This window comes from Mesorhizobium sp. M1004, from assembly GCF_040318795.1.
GTDB lineage: Bacteria > Pseudomonadota > Alphaproteobacteria > Rhizobiales > Rhizobiaceae > Mesorhizobium.
In genome coordinates this window covers 37,953-52,485 of the sequence record NZ_JAMYNB010000008.1, presented here as the reverse complement: position 1 = coordinate 52,485, position 14,533 = coordinate 37,953, and the positions used below count along the sequence as shown (strand labels likewise).

Below are 14,533 nucleotides of genomic sequence, written 5' to 3'. Positions count from 1 at the left end.
CTTGTCGGCGCGGCCGCCTCGCTCAAGATGGCGTGATCGCTACCAGGTGCCGGTGTTCGGCATCGATGCCCACGGCTCGGCCTTGGGTTTGGCCGGGCCCTTCTGCAGCAGTTCGAAGGAGATGCCGTCCGGCGACTTGACGAAGGCCATGTTGCCGTCGCGCGGCGGCCGGTTGATGACGACGCCATTGTCCATCAGATGCTGACATGTGGCGTAGATGTCGTCGACCTCATAGGCGAGATGGCCGAAATTGCGGCCGCCCTTGTACTCCTCCGGATCCCAATTGTAGGTCAGTTCGACCAGCGGCGCCTTCTCAGTGATGCCGCTTTCTACATCCTCGGAGGCGGCGAGGAAGATCAGCGTGAAGCGGCCCTGCTCATTTTCGTAGCGGCGCACTTCCTTAAGGCCGAGCTTGTTGCAGTAGAAATCGAGCGAGACATCGACGTCGGCGACACGGACCATTGTGTGGAGGTAGCGCATGGGATTTCCTCGGGGATGTTTGGGTTGCGAGGCAACATAAGGTCCACCCCGCCGAAGGGCAACGAGCATCGGACTGAAAGTGGTCACCGGTTTTGGAAAAATCAGATTGCTCTGACAAAAGCATCGAACACAAGTGGTTGCCGATTTCGGCAAAATCCCTTGCAAATTGCCGACCGGTTGACCGCCTTGATGGATCGTCATTGCTGCCGGCAGCGACGCCGGCAAACAACAAGTCAGCTATTCCTGTATTCAACCGTGAAAAAAGGCACGGCAGGTCTTGCACACCCCGGAAGCGGCGGTGTTAATCTAATGTCAAGAATCACTTGCGGTTTTCTTGAAAAAAGGGGGCGTTCTTATGGGGGATAAGGCCTCTTTCACGAGGCGGGATGAGAACCTTGACGGCGCCCTGAAGCGCGACAGTGGCGGCGATAGCGCCGACCTTGTCGAAATCGCCGGCGCCATCAAATGGTTCGACGTGGCCAAGGGCTACGGTTTCATACTACCCGATGACGGTTCTTCGGGCGACATCCTCCTCCATGTCACCTGCCTTCGAAAGGACGGTTTTCAGACGGCATTGGAGGGCGCGCGTGTCGTGTGCCTTGTCAAGCATGGCGACCGTGGTTTGCAGGCTTTCCAGGTGCTATCCATGGACACCACCACCGCGGTCCATCCGGCTGAGATGCAGGAACAGCGCACCCATGTGGCGGTGACGCCGGAAAGCGGGCTCGAGCGGGCGCTGGTTAAGTGGTTCAACCGCACCAAGGGTTTCGGCTTTCTGACGCGCGGCGAGGGCACCGAGGATATCTTCGTCCATATGGAGACGCTGCGCCGCTATGGCATCACCGAGCTCAGGCCCGGACAGGTCGTGCTGGTGCGTTTCGGACGCGGTGACAAGGGCCTCATGGCTGCCGAGATTCACCCCGATATGGGCACCTTGCCGGTCGCGCATTAGGACGCGAGCCCTTACGATGAACTCCAGCCGACCAATTCAGGACGGCTCTTTTTCTTGGTTTCACCACGATCTTATCCGAATACCTGAGACCACTTTTAGGGATCATGGTCTTTGGTCGAGGATTTCCAATGGCGTACAGGAACTGGCTGACAGCGGGCGCGCTCTGCGTCATCGTTGCGGTAGCCGCAGGCGCATACTTCTATTCCGGGCAGCCGACCGCATCCCAGCAGACGATCGCCGGCGGTCAGGCGATGATCCTTCCCGTCGATCCGACACCCTTGGTCGTGGCGACGAAAGGCGGCGATAAATCCTTTTCGATCGAAGTCGCCGACACCGACTCGGAACGCGAGGCCGGCCTGATGTATCGCCAGGATATGGCCGACAATCATGGCATGCTGTTCGTCTTCGAGATGCAGAAGCAGGTCGGCTTCTGGATGCACAACACGCCGATGCCGCTCGACCTGATCTTTGTTGGACAGGACGGCAAGGTCCGGGCCGTCAAGCACGGCACTCCATTGTCCGATGCAGTCATCTCGCCGGGTGTGCCAGTGCGCTTCGTGCTGGAGCTCAAGGCCGGCACCGCCGCCAAAAACGGCATCGACTATGGCGATCTGCTGCGCCATCCGGCCGTCGGCACGGTGTCCGGCCCCGGCATGCCGCCATCGGACAAGGGCAACGCGCCCACGCCCGGCGCCGGCTGAGCCGCTCCCGATGCAATTCTTCTCCCATGACGGGTTCGACTTCGCCTTCCTCGACCGCCAGCCCGCGTCGGGGGCGGGCGATCCGGTGCTGATGATCCACGGCTTTGCCTCCAGCCACTATGTCAACTGGGTATCGCCCGGCTGGTTCAAGACGCTGAACGATGCCGGCTATCGCGCCATCGCCTTCGACAATCGCGGCCACGGCTCGTCGTCGAAAAGCTATGACGAGGCCGACTACACCCCGGCCAAAATGGCTTCGGACGCGGCGGCCCTGCTCGACCATCTCGGCATCGGCCGCGCGCATGTCATGGGCTATTCGATGGGCGCGCGCATCGCGGCGTTCCTGGCGCTGTCGGATCCCGGCAAGGTGGCGACTCTGGTCTTCGGCGGGCTCGGCATCGGCATGGTCGACGGCGTCGGCGACTGGGACCCGATCGCCGAGGCGCTGTTGGCCGACGATCCGGCCGCCACCAGCCATCCGCGCGGCCGCTCGTTTCGCGCCTTTGCCGATCAGACGCGCAGCGACCGCCGCGCGCTGGCCGCCTGCATCGCCACGTCGCGCGAACTGCTCAGCGAACACGACATGACGCGCATCGCCCAACCGACGCTGATTGCGGTCGGGACGACAGACGATATCTGCGGCTCGCCCGACGAGCTCGCCGCGCTGATGCCGAACGCCAAGGTGTTTCACATAGACGGCCGCGACCATATGCTGGCTGTGGGCGACAAGACCTTCAAGCAGCGGGTTTTGGAGTTTTATGCCGAAAATCCGCTTTAACCGGTAAGCGATTTTTCGGGCGATATGGATTGGGCGGCCGGCGAGGGGTGGCAAACAATGGCTCAATGGGGAAGAAGCGCCGACGCTCTGCCGGGCGCCGTCGTGACAAGCATGTTCGGCAAGCGTTCCGTCATCCTGGCGCTGCTCGCCTTCGGTGCCGGTGTGATAGCGCTGACCACAATGGTGGCGCTGCCGGCCCACGCATCCGAGCGTGCCCAGAACATCGCCACGGCTTTCTTCATGGCGGTTTTCCTGCTGGCAGGGCCGTTGGCGCATATTGCCGGATTGATTTTCGGGCTGATGGCGCTGGTGCGTTCGAACGATAGCCGCGTGCTTGGGGTCGTCGGCATCCTGCTCAACGGCGGCTCCCTGGCGGTTGGCTTCCTGCTGCTTGTGGCAATGGCATCGACGATCGGCGCTTTCACCTGATCGGGGACGAGTAATGGCCGGATGGGGAAGAAGCACGATAGCAATGCCCGGCGTGGCGGGGCGGAGCAGCTTGGGCAAACGCTCGGTGATCCTGGCCCTGCTGGCGTTCGCAATGGATTTTGCGGCGGTGGTCACGCTGGCGTTGATGCCAGGCGAGGCGTCGCTGGCCGCTCAAAACGTCCTCGGCGGGGTTTTTCTGGTGGTGTTTCTCGTTGCGGCGCCGCTGGCGCACATCACCGGCGTGGTTTTTGGCTTGATGGCACTGGGACGTTCAAACGACAATCGTGTCCTCGGCATCGTTGGTATCATCCTCAACGGGCTGTCGTTGGTGATCGGCCTGTTCTTTGTTTGGGCGGCCACCAAGTCCGTTGGCGCCTTCAGGTGATCGATCTTCGTCTGGCTTGCAGCCGGAGGCGGTGCCGCTTTTGTCACCTATATGGACATGCGCGAACCGAATTCGGCGCCGGCTTTCGACTGCCCGCTATCGGGCGCCACGGTGGCGCGTGAAACACTTGATGTGGCCGACTATATCAGCCTCTACCACGCGGTCGGCGAGCCCGTGCAATGGGACCAGCGGCTGCGCATGCCGGCGGAAGACCTCGAGCGCCTGCTGGCGCTGCCCTCGACACATATCCACGTGCTGCGCGTCGAGGGCGTGGCCGCTGGCCTGTGCGAATTCAACGGCGTCGGCCAGCCTGAGGTCGAGCTGGTTCATTTCGGGCTGATCCCCGTCTTCCACCGCCGCAGGTTTGGGCCATTCCTGCTCGACCAGCCGCTTCGCGCCGTCTGGTTGCATGCGCCGCAAAGGGTCTGGCTTCACACCGACACCTTCGATCACCCTGGCGCGCAAGCGGTTTACCGGCGCGCCGGTTTCAAAGCCTATGCGCAGCGCATGGAGACCTTTCCGGATTAGGGTTTGAGCGTTTCGAGCGACCGCGCCATGTTTTGCCTGGCTTGGGGCTCGAACCTCTGGCGGAATTCCTGCGAGTGAAAAATATGCTGGCGCGCGAGGAAAGTCTTGAGAATCACGCCGCGGCCGGCGCGCCACATCGGCTCCTCGACCCAGCCATATTCGCGGCGGACCGCTTGTTCGTAGGCGTCGAAAGCGTCGGGTGACGCACCCAGGATCGCCAGGTCCATGTCGAGGAAAAGCGCTGCGTCGCGGAGGGCGTTCTCATCGGCAAGGCCCCGTGGTTGAAGGCTGGGCAGCTCATGCGTGGCGGTGGCGACGATCATCGCCGCTATGCGGCCGAGGCGCTCCGGATCGGTGCGGGCGCCAAGTTTGTCCTGAGCAAGTGCCGCACTCCTGGCCTCGTTGTCCTTGGCGCGGCTGTCATAGATGGCGTCATGGAACCAGATTGCGGCTTCGACGGCGCCGGAATCATGCAGCGATGCTCGATATTCGTCCGCCAGCGCCAGCAACGCCTCTATATGGGCGAGGTTGTGATAGTGGCGATCCGGAGCTTGATAGAGCCGGCAAAGCGCGCGTTTCAGCGGGGCGTCGATCAAGGGTTCGTTTTCCATGGCGGCTTGAATTTCCGTGAACCAAATCCATTTCACCGAGCACTAAGGAAAATTGAGTTCAATCGTGCTATGATCTGGCTTATATGTGCCGCCGGAGAATAGGCAAGCGGCCAGGACGCAGGACAAGACGTCGATGAACAGCATCAGCATTTCCCGCCCCACAAAGGTGCAGCCGGTCGATCCGATCTGGCGTTCGGTCCGCGACGAGGCGATGGAAGCGGTCAACCGCGACCCGCTTCTGGCGGCGTTCCTCTATTCGACCATCCTCAACCAGGAGAGCCTGGAGGAAGCTGTCATCCATCGGCTCGCCGAGCGGCTCGCGCATCAGGACATCGGCTCCGACCTCATCCGCCAGACGTTCAAGTCGATGCTGGCCGACGACAAGGAATGGTCGTCGATCGTTCGTGTCGACATCCAGGCCTATTACGACCGCGATCCGGCCTGCGACCGCTTCATCATGCCAGTGCTCTATTTCAAGGGTTTCCATGCCATCCAGACGCACAGGCTGGCCCATTGGCTGTGGAATCAGGGCCGCAAGGATTTCGCGCTCTATCTGCAGAGCCGCTCGTCCTCGGTGTTCCAGACCGACATCAACCCGGCCGCCCGCATCGGCAAGGGCATCTTCATCGACCACGCCACCGGCCTCGTCGTCGGCGAGACGGCGGTGATCGAGGACGATGTGTCGATCCTGCACGGCGTGACGCTGGGCGGCACCGGCAAAGCCGGCGGCGACCGTCACCCCAAGATCCGTTACGGCGTGCTGATCGGCGCCGGCGCCAAGATTCTCGGCAATATCGAGATCGGCCATTGCTCGAAGATCGCGGCAGGCTCGGTCGTGCTGTCGCCGGTGCCGCACAACAAGACGGTTGCCGGCGTACCGGCCCGCGTCGTCGGCGAGACCGGCTGCGACCAGCCTTCGCGACAGATGGACCAGCTTTTGCCGTCGCAGTCGATGGACCAGGTCGTCAGCTTCGACATCTGATTTGCAACACCCGGCGTGCCGGACTGAGTCCGGTTGCCGGCGCCGTTGCCTCTGGAGCATGATGCCGAAAAGTGTGAAGCGGTTTTCGGACGACATCATGCTCTACCTCCTTGATTTAGAGGCGGATTTGGATTCGACCTGAAATCATCCGGCTCCAGGGTTCGCGTTCTATCCAACCGGCTTGCCTTTACATCGCCATTGTCGACGTGCCAGAAGCGCGTTCCAACGAGCAAGCCCGACGATCGGAGAAGACTTTTGAAGCCGGACGAAATCAGAAAGCTGGACGCCTATTTCAAGCGCGTCTTCCAGAATCCCAAACTCGAGGTGAAGGCGCGGCCGCGCAAGGAAGATTCGGCCGAGGTCTATGTCGGCGACGAGTTCCTCGGCATCGTCTTCAAGGACGAGGACGACGGCGACTATAATTTCTCGATGGCGATCCTCGACATCGATCTGGCCTGAGCCCAGAGGGCTACGGACTTCGGCGATTGGCGGCAGCCACCTGCGCCATCGTCATCCCGGGGAGAAGCAGCCGCACAGCGGCGTCGCTGAGACCCTGGGATACATTCCGGGCCTCGGCTCAGGAATGTGGCGGTCCAGAACTGCCTCTGCTGCTTCCCAACAGTAATTCTGCACCGCTTCGCTGCCTTAAGGGCATGGAACGGATCCTCGGGTCCGCGCGGCTTCGCGCCCGTGTATGACAAAAGCGGAGGGCCGCTACCGTGCGGTCTTTAAGACGCGCGTGGCCTCGGCGACGATAGCGGCGTCAAGCGCCGGCCAGTTGCCCAGCAACTCCCGGGGAAAGCGGTAGGTCAGGCTGAGGCTGTCGCCGACCTGGATGTCGCGCTCGCAGGGCGCCAGCGATTCCTCAGCGCTCGGTCCGCTCAGGCAGCGGGCGACGAACGGGTCCTTGCCGGGCCGGCCGGCGACCGCAAGCACCTCGTTGAGATAGCCTGATTTTTCCGTAAAACCGTAAATCGTCGTGCCGCCGGGGCCGGGCCCGCCGGGCTGGCTGATGAGCGCGCTATAGATCGGCGCGAAACGGCCGCTCATGTCGCGCGACATCATCTGCGGTTCAAACGACAGGAAGATGATGTTTTTGGCGGCCCCCGTGTGGTTGAAATCGTCGCGGGCGGCTTCGCTGTAACCGTCCATCTGGGGATAGCGCAGATAGAGGTCGAGGCGCGAAGCGATGCCGTCGCGGCGCGCCTGCAGGAAGCGGATGGCGTTGGCCGGCACGGCAATGACATTGTTGCCGATCACTACCCTGTGGACCGTGATGTCGTCGGTGTAGCCGGCCATGGCGATCGAGCGGCCGAACCATTTTCCGCCAAGGCTGATCGCCAGCGACAGCAGCGCCAGTGCGGCAAAAGCATAGAACACCCGCTTCATCAGCACGGAATCGACGACGTTGAACTCTTCTGCGGTCGCTGCCTGCTTCATCGCAATCCCCATAGTCGCCGCCCTCTGTCCCTGGGCGGCACACATGCCGCGGCATGGCTCTTGCTGCGCTGGACGCGACTGTGCGATTCCATGGTAAACGGAAGGTAAAGATGAGCCTGCTGCTACCCGTTCTCTTCGCTTTTGCCGTCGGGCTCACCGCCTGCGGGCTTACCGGGTCCGTGATGGAACTGGCGGCGGGCCGCCGGCTTGCCTTTGCCGAGCCTTATGTGTCGCCGGAGTACATCCTGCGCTCGCTGGCCACGACCGCTTGCGCCGGGCCGTTCATGCTCGCCAACGATGCGCTCGATGCACGGCGCGAAGGCCGCATTTCCACGCTCATGCTGATGTCCTGCGGCTGCACGGTGATCGCCTGGGCGCTGGTGCTGGGCATCGTGCTGATCGCCATTGCCTCCTGGGGCATCAGCTCTCCTGGTGCGCTTCAGCTTTTGGTGGAATCGCTGGCGCGGTATTTGCCTTGAGGCAATTGCGGGAGAAAACCGGCACGCGGTTTTCCTCGGATTGTTCTAGGGTTTGTCCTGGCCTGCGACGAATCGGAGACTGCAAATGCCGACCTACGCAATCGACGGAAAAGCGCCCCGTTTCGAGGATGCCGACAGCAACTGGATCGCGCCGGACGCTACGTTGATCGGCGACATCAGCGTCGGCCGCAATGCCGGCTTCTGGTTTGGCGTGGTCATCCGCGGCGACAACGAGGCGATCGTCATCGGCGCCGACAGCAATGTCCAGGAACACACGGTGATGCACACCGATCCCGGTTTTTCCCTGACGATCGGGCAGGGCTGCACGATCGGCCACCGCGCCTTGCTGCATGGCTGCACGATCGGCGACAACAGCCTGATCGGCCTGGGCGTCATAGTCCTCAACGGCGCCAGGATCGGCAAGAATTGCCTGGTCGGCGCCGGCGCGCTGGTCACCGAAGGCAAGGAGTTCCCCGACAATTGCCTGATCGTCGGCTCGCCCGCGCGGGTGATCAGGACGCTGGACGACGCCGCGGTCGCCAGGCTGCGCGCCTCGGCCGCGCACTATGTCGCCAACGGCAAGCGCTTCAAGGTGGGGCTGAAAGAGACGTAAGGCCAGCCGGCCAATCTTGTCCCGACGGTTCATTGCGCCCAACTCACTGTCCGTCGGAGCTGCGCCCGGCCATCGCATCGCGCAGCAATGAAGCGCCGTCCTCGAAGCCGGCATTGTCGGCTTCCTTGAGGGCTGTCGTATAGTCATCAATGCGGGTTTCGAGTGCCGGGTCGGCGCCCACCGCCAAAAGCAGGCGGATCGCATCGACACTGCGGATGGCCACAGCATAGGGAAGCGGCGTCCAGTCGTTCACGCCCCGCATGTCGGGGTCGGCGCCACCGTTGACCAGCACCTGGGCGATTCCAGTCTGTCGGTTCGGTCGGTGGACAGAGCAGCAATGATTGCCGGAAACCCGCCATGATCCGGATAATTCGGATTCGAGCCGGCATCGAGCAAGGTCAAGATGAACCCGACGGGGCTTCAATAGACCGCATACTCCAGCGGGTGCCCGAGGCCGATCTCGAACGGCATGTGCTCGTCGAACCAGCGGGGCGTGCCGCAATGCCACGCCGAGCCCCGCGAAATCGCCGGTCTTGAAGGCACCGTCGATCGCCTCGAACAGGCGATGGCGCTCGCAGTGATCTTCGGGGATTTCCAACATCGCCGCGATCCAGAAGGCGAAACTAACGGCCTATAGTGCCTCGATCTCCTGCCCGTGGAAAGGCGGTCGTTAGATGCGCTTGGCGGGGGCGATAGGGAGGTGTCGACTGTGCACGGTCCCTTACAAGAGACGGATTGACGTTTGGCCGCTGCCATAGTTCCCTGTTGCGGGGGGATATGACGGATCTAAGAAACCTTCAGTATCGTGCCTGGGTGCGCCGACATTTAGCTAAGAGCCAAGGCGGGAAATGTTGCTATTGCAAGCGCCAGTTCACGAAGAGCGGCTCGACCCGTTTCACCATTGAACACAAGAAAGCTCGAATGGACGGCGGCTCTGACGATCTGAGCAACCTTGCAGCCGCTTGCTTCCATTGCAATCAACATCGCGGCCTACAAAAGAACCGTGCCCGGCAAAAAGCGCAGCGACAAGTTCAAACTGACCCCACTACCCAAAATTGACATCGCTGGCCCCTTGGCCGCTTATTGTTGCAACTGGAACTAGGCCGTCAATGAATAATCTAGTCGTGGAGGTAGCTTACTTGCATGCCACCGGAGTACGTTGAGCTAATCGCGAAACCTCTTCTGCCAACCGCTATTTTCCTCGTGGGCGTTTTCGCTGGCATGGCCCTAGAGCGTTTCGTGTCAAGAATTCGAAAGCAGGCATGGAGGAAGAGAAACCGCTGGCGGTGGGCGAGAGAGCGCAGTGGTGGTGACATCCTTAGCGGCCTGTGGACCGCCACGAAGCCTGTTTCCGCGCCAACGAAACCAATTGATCCAGCTGACCAGTTGCGAATTGTCATGGATGCGAACTTCACCGTTCAACCGCTTCTCAACAAGAGTGAAGCGCGCGTCTTCAAGGAACTCGACCGTATGGTTATTGGCTGTAATCCAGCATGGCAGGTTATGGCACAAGTGTCTTTGGGGGAGATCCTGCGCAGCAAGGACGCGGACGCCTACAGCTGCATCAACTCGAAACGCGTTGACCTCCTCCTCGTGGACGAGAATTGTTTGCCTCGACATGCCTTGGAATACCAAGGTCACGCGCATCATCTGGGTTCGGCTGCGGCGCGTGATGCGGTTAAGAAGGAAGCCTTGCGAATAGCGGGTATCAGTTATCACGAGATCGTCGGTGGCCACACTACACCTTCCGAACTCAAGCGGCTGGTTGAGAAACTCGTGGACAAGCCCCTAGCAGCTCAATAGCTGGCCTATGCCAGCTTCGGGAGCTTGGCTGATCTTCTAGCCATCCTCCAGAAATGGTGGAGCCGGCCCGGGGACGGGGCCGGCTCCTTAAAACCCGGTCGTTGGGGACGGGGAGGGTGGGGACTCGACCGGGCTTTCTCGTTAGGCACGTCGCATTATTCGATGTGCTTGACCTCTGTGATGGCGTCCTAGCGGACGCTGGCAACCGCGTCGGCGCGACCGTCATTGATCGTCACCCACACGCCGGAATTCTGGTCGGACTGGCGCTTCAGGTAGGTGTAGTCGGTGTCGGTCCAGGACAGGACCTTGGAGTCCAGATTGTCGAGGATGAACTCGCCGAGGCTGGTGCGCACGGTCAGCACCGCGTGGCCGTCGCCATTTTGTTGGCGCGCCACGGTCATCAAGAGATTGCCGGCGGGAACGCCGAGCGCCATCAATTCGCGGCGCTTCTCCAGCGCATAGTCCTCGCAGTCGCCGAAGCCGCTGTCGGGATAGGACCAGACCTCTTCCTTACCCCACATTTCCATATCGGTGCGCGGCACGATCCGGGTGTTGACCGAATTGTTGACGTCGACGATCGCCGCCCACAGCTTGCGGGTCAGTTCGACCGGTGCCTGCTTCGGCGTGCGCTGAGCGCACTCCTGCGGCAGCTTCTGGCAGAATTCGTAGTGACCGACCGGCTGTGTCGTGCGGCCGCCAGTGTGCATGTAGGCCGGTCCTGCTGCTTGCGCCGTTCCCCAAGCGGAAAGCTGCATCGCCATTGCGAAGAGCAACAGCTTGCCCCACGTCTTTGCCATTCGTCAGTCTCCCCGTTTGAGGAGACAATGACAGCGTTGGATTTATTTGACGCAAAAACCCGAAGTAGACATTGAGTAAAAGCTCAATAGAATACGCGTAAAATTTGACCTATTTTAATATAAAATCGTTCAGGTCTCGGCGTAAACCCGCGGTGTCGGGGCGCGGATTTCCGGGTGGAGCCGTGGATTTGCTGCGTGCCGCTACAAGCTGGAGAGGCAGGCGGAACGCCGGCAACAAAAAACCGGCCGCGCAGGGCCGGTTCGTTTTTGCTGCCTGTTGCCGATCGTTCAGGCGCGCGGGGCGTTGAACTCGGAATCGAGCGTTTCCGGGCGTTGGATGACGGCGAATTCGATGGCAACGCCATCCTCGAAATGACGCACCACCTGGCCACGCATGGTGCCCAGCATGACCTGGATGCCGAGCGCCGGCTTGACGTCGATCTCGACCGCCGCGCCCGACAGCGACAGGTCGATGATGCGGCACTGATACTGGCGCCCATCGGTGAGCTGCAGCACGCTTGTCGGGTTGCGCGGCGCCACGCGTTCGTGGCGGCGGTCTTCCGGCAGGTCGAGTTCATGCTTGTTGGCGAGCCAGGTCAACTGCGCGGCCAGTTTGTCCTTCTTGCGATCCGAGGCAATGACGGTCATGGCAAAGCCGTCCTGCGAAGTGCGCGTCACCACGCCCTCGATGCGGCCGATATGATCGATATAGGCAATGATTTTTTCGCCCGGCATGCCGACGCGCTCGGTGCGCAACGCGACATTGCCCGGTGACATATCGACGACCTGGCAAGGGTGTTCGGTGCGGTCCTCCAGCATGAAGCGCCCGTAGATCTTGACCCGGACGCGCTGAAAGTTACGCCTTTCGGCGCGGGACGGTGCGTATTCGACCGCCGCTGACCTCATGACTGCCTACACCCCGTTGGCATTCCCGCGTCGTGCGTGGAATCTCGGCCAAAACTACAGCCAAGCAGGTTAACAAAGGAGAAAAGTGGGTCGCCGATAGTTAAGATTAGCGCCGGCTTGGAGACTATTGCTCGCGCCCGCCGTCGAACACGACGAGGTGGCGGATACGGCGCGACCGACCGAGCGCCGAGATGGTCTCCGGCGCTTCGAGTTCGGGAGCCAACGACGGAACGGATATTTCCGGCCGGTTTTTCAGGAACATCGGTTCCTTGTCGGGATCGATGACCCGGATGGCGTCGATCAGCGCGTCGGTGATCGGGTCGGCGCCCAGCCAGAACGGCTTTTCCACGGCGCTGATGACGCCGAGGCAGCGCGGGTTCTCGACGCCGCCATCGAGCGGCAGCGCAAGCAGTTCGAAGTGGTTGGAACGGCCGTTGCGGCTGAATCCCTCATAAGTGATCGACACCACGGATTTCTGCTCGAAAACGCCGTGAATAAGGCGCGACACCAGCCGCTGGTCCTTCTCACGCCATAGCGAGGGGAACGAAAACCCCTTGAGCTCGCGGCCGTAGCCGGCGCAAAGCCTGGTGCCGGCAAGCCGGAACACCGCTTCGCCGCGCGTATCCCTTTCCAGGATGAAGGTGTCGGCCAAAAGCGCCTTGATGTCGGCCGGTTCGACCTCCGAACGCTTTGGGGCAGGACGTCCACCACGCAGGCGATTCCAATAATGGAACAGCGCGATTGATCCGTTCTGGTTCATGCTATGAAACTCCGCGCATTCTGCCGTCTGATGGTCCCATCGGTGAACAGAAAGGGCGCCCTCCGATGACCTACATGCGTTCCGGAGCAGGATGCGTGCCAGCGTCGTTAAGACTTGTTCACGGGTCGGGGACGTTAAGGTTAACAAACGGTTTACGTTGCGCGCACAGGCTCGCCATGGCACACCAAAACCACTCCAGAAGCGGTCGTTTCGCGACGACCAACAGCACTTCGGTCAATAGTTTTAGGGGAGCAGGGGGCTCGACCAGCCGTTCAAGGGAAACCTTGGACGGCTTCTTTTTGATTCGCGCCCCTGGTGATTCGCGGTTGTGATTCGTAGTTTGTGATTTGTCCGGGCATGGCCTAGATGCTCGCGACGACACGCAAATCCCTGGATCAGAGCATATGAGCGAACCGGCCGGCCCCTTGGAGACCGAACAGACCGCGGAGGCGCCGCCGCCGCGCCGCGAGCCGGTGTTCAACCTGCCACCGGTGGTGCTGGCGGTGATCGGCATCTGCGTTGCCATCTTCCTGCTGCAGCAATATGTGCTGACCGAAGAGCAGCAGATAACATTGCTCACCGACGGCGCCTTCATTCCGTTCCTCTATACCGGCCAATACGGTTTCGACTGGTTCCTCTTCACCCGTCCTTTCACCTATGCCTTCATGCATGGCGGCGTTGCCCACATTGCCATCAACATGGTTGCGCTGGCCGCCTTCGGGTCGCCGCTGGCCAACCGTCTCGGCTGGTTCTGGTTCGCCTTGTTTTTCGCCGCCACCGGGCTGGCCGCGGTGGTGCTGTTCTGGGCGGTCCATCCATACGGCGAAGCACCGCTGGTCGGCGCTTCCGGGGCGATATCGGGCATGATGGGTGCGGCGGCTCGCTTCGGGTTCCGTACCGACCGCTCCTCCGGCAGGGCGGCCTTTGCCGGTCCCGTGCTGCCGATCGCAATCGTTTTGCGCATGCGCGGCGTCGTCAATTTTCTCGGCGCCTGGATGGTCATCAATCTCGCCACCGGCCTTTACGGTCTCGGGCTCGGAGAGCCCGGCCAGATCGCCTGGGAAGCGCACATTGGCGGCCTCGTCGCAGGCTTCTTCGGGTTGCGCTGGTTCGACCGGCGCTGGCGGGCGCCTGAATGGGAGATCCCCGACGACCAGCGCACCCCCGACTAGCGCACTCTATTGGCAGCCCACTGGCACACCCCACTGGCACACCCCACTGGCACACTTGAAAAGCAACCGATCACGGCGCACGATGTTCACTCTTATGTGAAGCCGGTCAGGGCGGGAGCTGGCTAGCCAAGCAGGAGGAGGAGGACGCCATGACGGTTAAGGCAATTCTCGAGAGAAAAGGCCATGACGTGTTCACGCTCGGGCCGAATGTAAAGCTCAGCGAAGCCATTCGAATCCTGGCCGACCACAAGATCGGTGCACTGGTCATCACCAATGGCGATCGCAAGATCGTCGGCATCCTTTCCGAGCGTGACATCGTGCGGGTCGTCGCCAGGGAAGGCGCTGCCGCACTTGATATAACGGTACGCTCGGCGATGACGCCGAAAGTGAAGATCTGCAACGAGAACCACACGGTCAACGAGGTGATGGAGATCATGACCAAAGGCCGTTTCCGCCATCTGCCGGTGGAAAAGGATGGGCTGCTCGACGGCATCGTGTCGATCGGCGACGTGGTCAAGCGCCGCATCGAGGATGTCGAGCGCGAGGCCGACGAAATCAGGGCCTATATCGCAACGGCCTGACCTGACGAAGAAACCGCCGACCGAATACCGGCCGGCGGCGTTCATTCTATCGGTTGCCGAGCGGCCGAAAGGGGCTGAAAAGACCAGCCCGCTGCTCTGCGCTGCTTTGGGCGCTTGTCTCGCGAAGCGGTTTGCA

21 protein-coding genes are annotated in these 14,533 nt (G+C 61.5%); 14 read left to right on the top strand and 7 right to left on the bottom strand.

What is annotated here, in order from left to right; all coding sequences use genetic code 11:
* Positions 1 to 39 precede the first annotated feature (39 nt).
* Positions 40 to 480 carry a VOC family protein gene (locus NKH54_RS17710; protein WP_352518633.1) on the bottom strand — a complete coding sequence of 147 codons (441 nt, stop codon included), beginning with the start codon at positions 478 to 480 and terminating at the stop codon, positions 40 to 42.
* Between the two features lie 355 nt (positions 481 to 835).
* Here NKH54_RS17710 and NKH54_RS17705 point away from each other — a divergent pair, with 355 nt between their 5' ends.
* The 6 genes from NKH54_RS17705 to NKH54_RS17680 all read left to right on the top strand — a co-directional run bounded on the left by NKH54_RS17705 (position 836) and on the right by NKH54_RS17680 (position 4,253).
* Positions 836 to 1,432: a cold-shock protein gene (locus NKH54_RS17705; protein ID WP_353028627.1), complete on the top strand. Its 597-nt coding sequence runs from the start codon at positions 836 to 838 to the stop codon at positions 1,430 to 1,432.
* A 128-nt stretch (positions 1,433 to 1,560) separates the two neighbouring features.
* Entirely contained in the window at positions 1,561 to 2,133 is a 573-nt protein-coding gene (locus NKH54_RS17700; protein ID WP_023681518.1) for a DUF192 domain-containing protein, read from the top strand.
* A gap of 10 nt (positions 2,134 to 2,143) precedes the next feature.
* A complete protein-coding gene (locus NKH54_RS17695; protein ID WP_353028626.1) occupies positions 2,144 to 2,911 on the top strand; it encodes an alpha/beta fold hydrolase in 768 nt (255 codons plus the stop codon).
* Positions 2,912 to 2,968: 57 nt separating this feature from the next.
* Positions 2,969 to 3,340, top strand: coding sequence for a hypothetical protein (locus NKH54_RS17690; RefSeq protein WP_023695388.1), 372 nt, complete (start codon positions 2,969 to 2,971; stop codon positions 3,338 to 3,340).
* A 70-nt stretch (positions 3,341 to 3,410) separates the two neighbouring features.
* Entirely contained in the window at positions 3,411 to 3,725 is a 315-nt protein-coding gene (locus tag NKH54_RS17685; RefSeq protein ID WP_023710587.1) for a hypothetical protein, read from the top strand.
* Between the two features lie 57 nt (positions 3,726 to 3,782).
* Positions 3,783 to 4,253 (top strand): GNAT family N-acetyltransferase, encoded by a 471-nt coding sequence (locus tag NKH54_RS17680; RefSeq protein WP_245263957.1) that lies wholly within the window; start codon positions 3,783 to 3,785, stop codon positions 4,251 to 4,253.
* Here the strand turns inward: NKH54_RS17680 and NKH54_RS17675 are convergent.
* Positions 4,250 to 4,864 (bottom strand): HD domain-containing protein, encoded by a 615-nt coding sequence (locus tag NKH54_RS17675; protein ID WP_023695385.1) that lies wholly within the window; start codon positions 4,862 to 4,864, stop codon positions 4,250 to 4,252. The genes NKH54_RS17680 and NKH54_RS17675 overlap by 4 nt on opposite strands.
* Before the next feature lie 133 nt (positions 4,865 to 4,997).
* Here NKH54_RS17675 and cysE point away from each other — a divergent pair, with 133 nt between their 5' ends.
* Positions 4,998 to 5,846, top strand: coding sequence for a serine O-acetyltransferase (gene cysE / locus NKH54_RS17670; protein WP_023695384.1), 849 nt, complete (start codon positions 4,998 to 5,000; stop codon positions 5,844 to 5,846).
* Positions 5,847 to 6,101: 255 nt separating this feature from the next.
* Entirely contained in the window at positions 6,102 to 6,305 is a 204-nt protein-coding gene (locus NKH54_RS17665) for a DUF3126 family protein (protein WP_006200852.1), read from the top strand.
* 255 nt (positions 6,306 to 6,560) lie between these two features.
* Here the strand turns inward: NKH54_RS17665 and NKH54_RS17660 are convergent, their stop codons facing one another.
* On the bottom strand, positions 6,561 to 7,286 hold the full coding sequence (locus NKH54_RS17660) for a hypothetical protein (RefSeq protein ID WP_353028625.1): 726 nt from the start codon (positions 7,284 to 7,286) through the stop codon (positions 6,561 to 6,563).
* A gap of 110 nt (positions 7,287 to 7,396) precedes the next feature.
* On the opposite strand from NKH54_RS17660, the gene NKH54_RS17655 reads away from it, so the two are divergent.
* Both NKH54_RS17655 and NKH54_RS17650 read left to right on the top strand, forming a co-directional pair.
* Complete coding sequence (locus NKH54_RS17655; RefSeq protein ID WP_352745695.1) at positions 7,397 to 7,765, top strand: DUF6949 family protein; 369 nt, start codon at positions 7,397 to 7,399, stop codon at positions 7,763 to 7,765.
* Positions 7,766 to 7,850: 85 nt separating this feature from the next.
* Positions 7,851 to 8,378, top strand: coding sequence for a gamma carbonic anhydrase family protein (locus NKH54_RS17650; RefSeq protein WP_353028624.1), 528 nt, complete (start codon positions 7,851 to 7,853; stop codon positions 8,376 to 8,378).
* Positions 8,379 to 8,421: 43 nt separating this feature from the next.
* Here the strand turns inward: NKH54_RS17650 and NKH54_RS17645 are convergent, their stop codons facing one another.
* Positions 8,422 to 8,979, bottom strand: a complete 558-nt coding sequence (locus NKH54_RS17645; RefSeq protein ID WP_353028623.1) for an ankyrin repeat domain-containing protein — start codon at positions 8,977 to 8,979, stop codon at positions 8,422 to 8,424.
* Between the two features lie 176 nt (positions 8,980 to 9,155).
* Between NKH54_RS17645 and NKH54_RS17640 the strand changes: the two genes are divergently transcribed.
* Both NKH54_RS17640 and NKH54_RS17635 read left to right on the top strand, forming a co-directional pair.
* Positions 9,156 to 9,437, top strand: a complete 282-nt coding sequence (locus tag NKH54_RS17640) for an HNH endonuclease (protein WP_032905114.1) — start codon at positions 9,156 to 9,158, stop codon at positions 9,435 to 9,437.
* Between the two features lie 84 nt (positions 9,438 to 9,521).
* Positions 9,522 to 10,181 carry a DUF2726 domain-containing protein gene (locus tag NKH54_RS17635; RefSeq protein ID WP_353028622.1) on the top strand — a complete coding sequence of 220 codons (660 nt, stop codon included), beginning with the start codon at positions 9,522 to 9,524 and terminating at the stop codon, positions 10,179 to 10,181.
* Between the two features lie 188 nt (positions 10,182 to 10,369).
* Here NKH54_RS17635 and NKH54_RS17630 read toward each other — a convergent pair whose 3' ends face one another.
* From NKH54_RS17630 to NKH54_RS17620, 3 genes are all read right to left on the bottom strand, one after another.
* Positions 10,370 to 10,978, bottom strand: coding sequence for a transglutaminase-like cysteine peptidase (locus NKH54_RS17630; RefSeq protein WP_353028621.1), 609 nt, complete (start codon positions 10,976 to 10,978; stop codon positions 10,370 to 10,372).
* 288 nt (positions 10,979 to 11,266) lie between these two features.
* Positions 11,267 to 11,884, bottom strand: a complete 618-nt coding sequence (locus NKH54_RS17625; protein ID WP_023667501.1) for a PilZ domain-containing protein — start codon at positions 11,882 to 11,884, stop codon at positions 11,267 to 11,269.
* Positions 11,885 to 12,008: 124 nt separating this feature from the next.
* Positions 12,009 to 12,644: a PAS domain-containing protein gene (locus tag NKH54_RS17620; protein ID WP_023828641.1), complete on the bottom strand. Its 636-nt coding sequence runs from the start codon at positions 12,642 to 12,644 to the stop codon at positions 12,009 to 12,011.
* 404 nt (positions 12,645 to 13,048) lie between these two features.
* Here NKH54_RS17620 and NKH54_RS17615 point away from each other — a divergent pair, with 404 nt between their 5' ends.
* Together NKH54_RS17615 and NKH54_RS17610 are read left to right on the top strand one after the other, a co-directional pair.
* Entirely contained in the window at positions 13,049 to 13,816 is a 768-nt protein-coding gene (locus NKH54_RS17615; RefSeq protein WP_353028620.1) for a rhomboid family intramembrane serine protease, read from the top strand.
* 149 nt (positions 13,817 to 13,965) lie between these two features.
* Positions 13,966 to 14,397: a CBS domain-containing protein gene (locus tag NKH54_RS17610; protein ID WP_023667498.1), complete on the top strand. Its 432-nt coding sequence runs from the start codon at positions 13,966 to 13,968 to the stop codon at positions 14,395 to 14,397.
* The last annotated feature ends 136 nt before the right edge of the window (positions 14,398 to 14,533 follow it).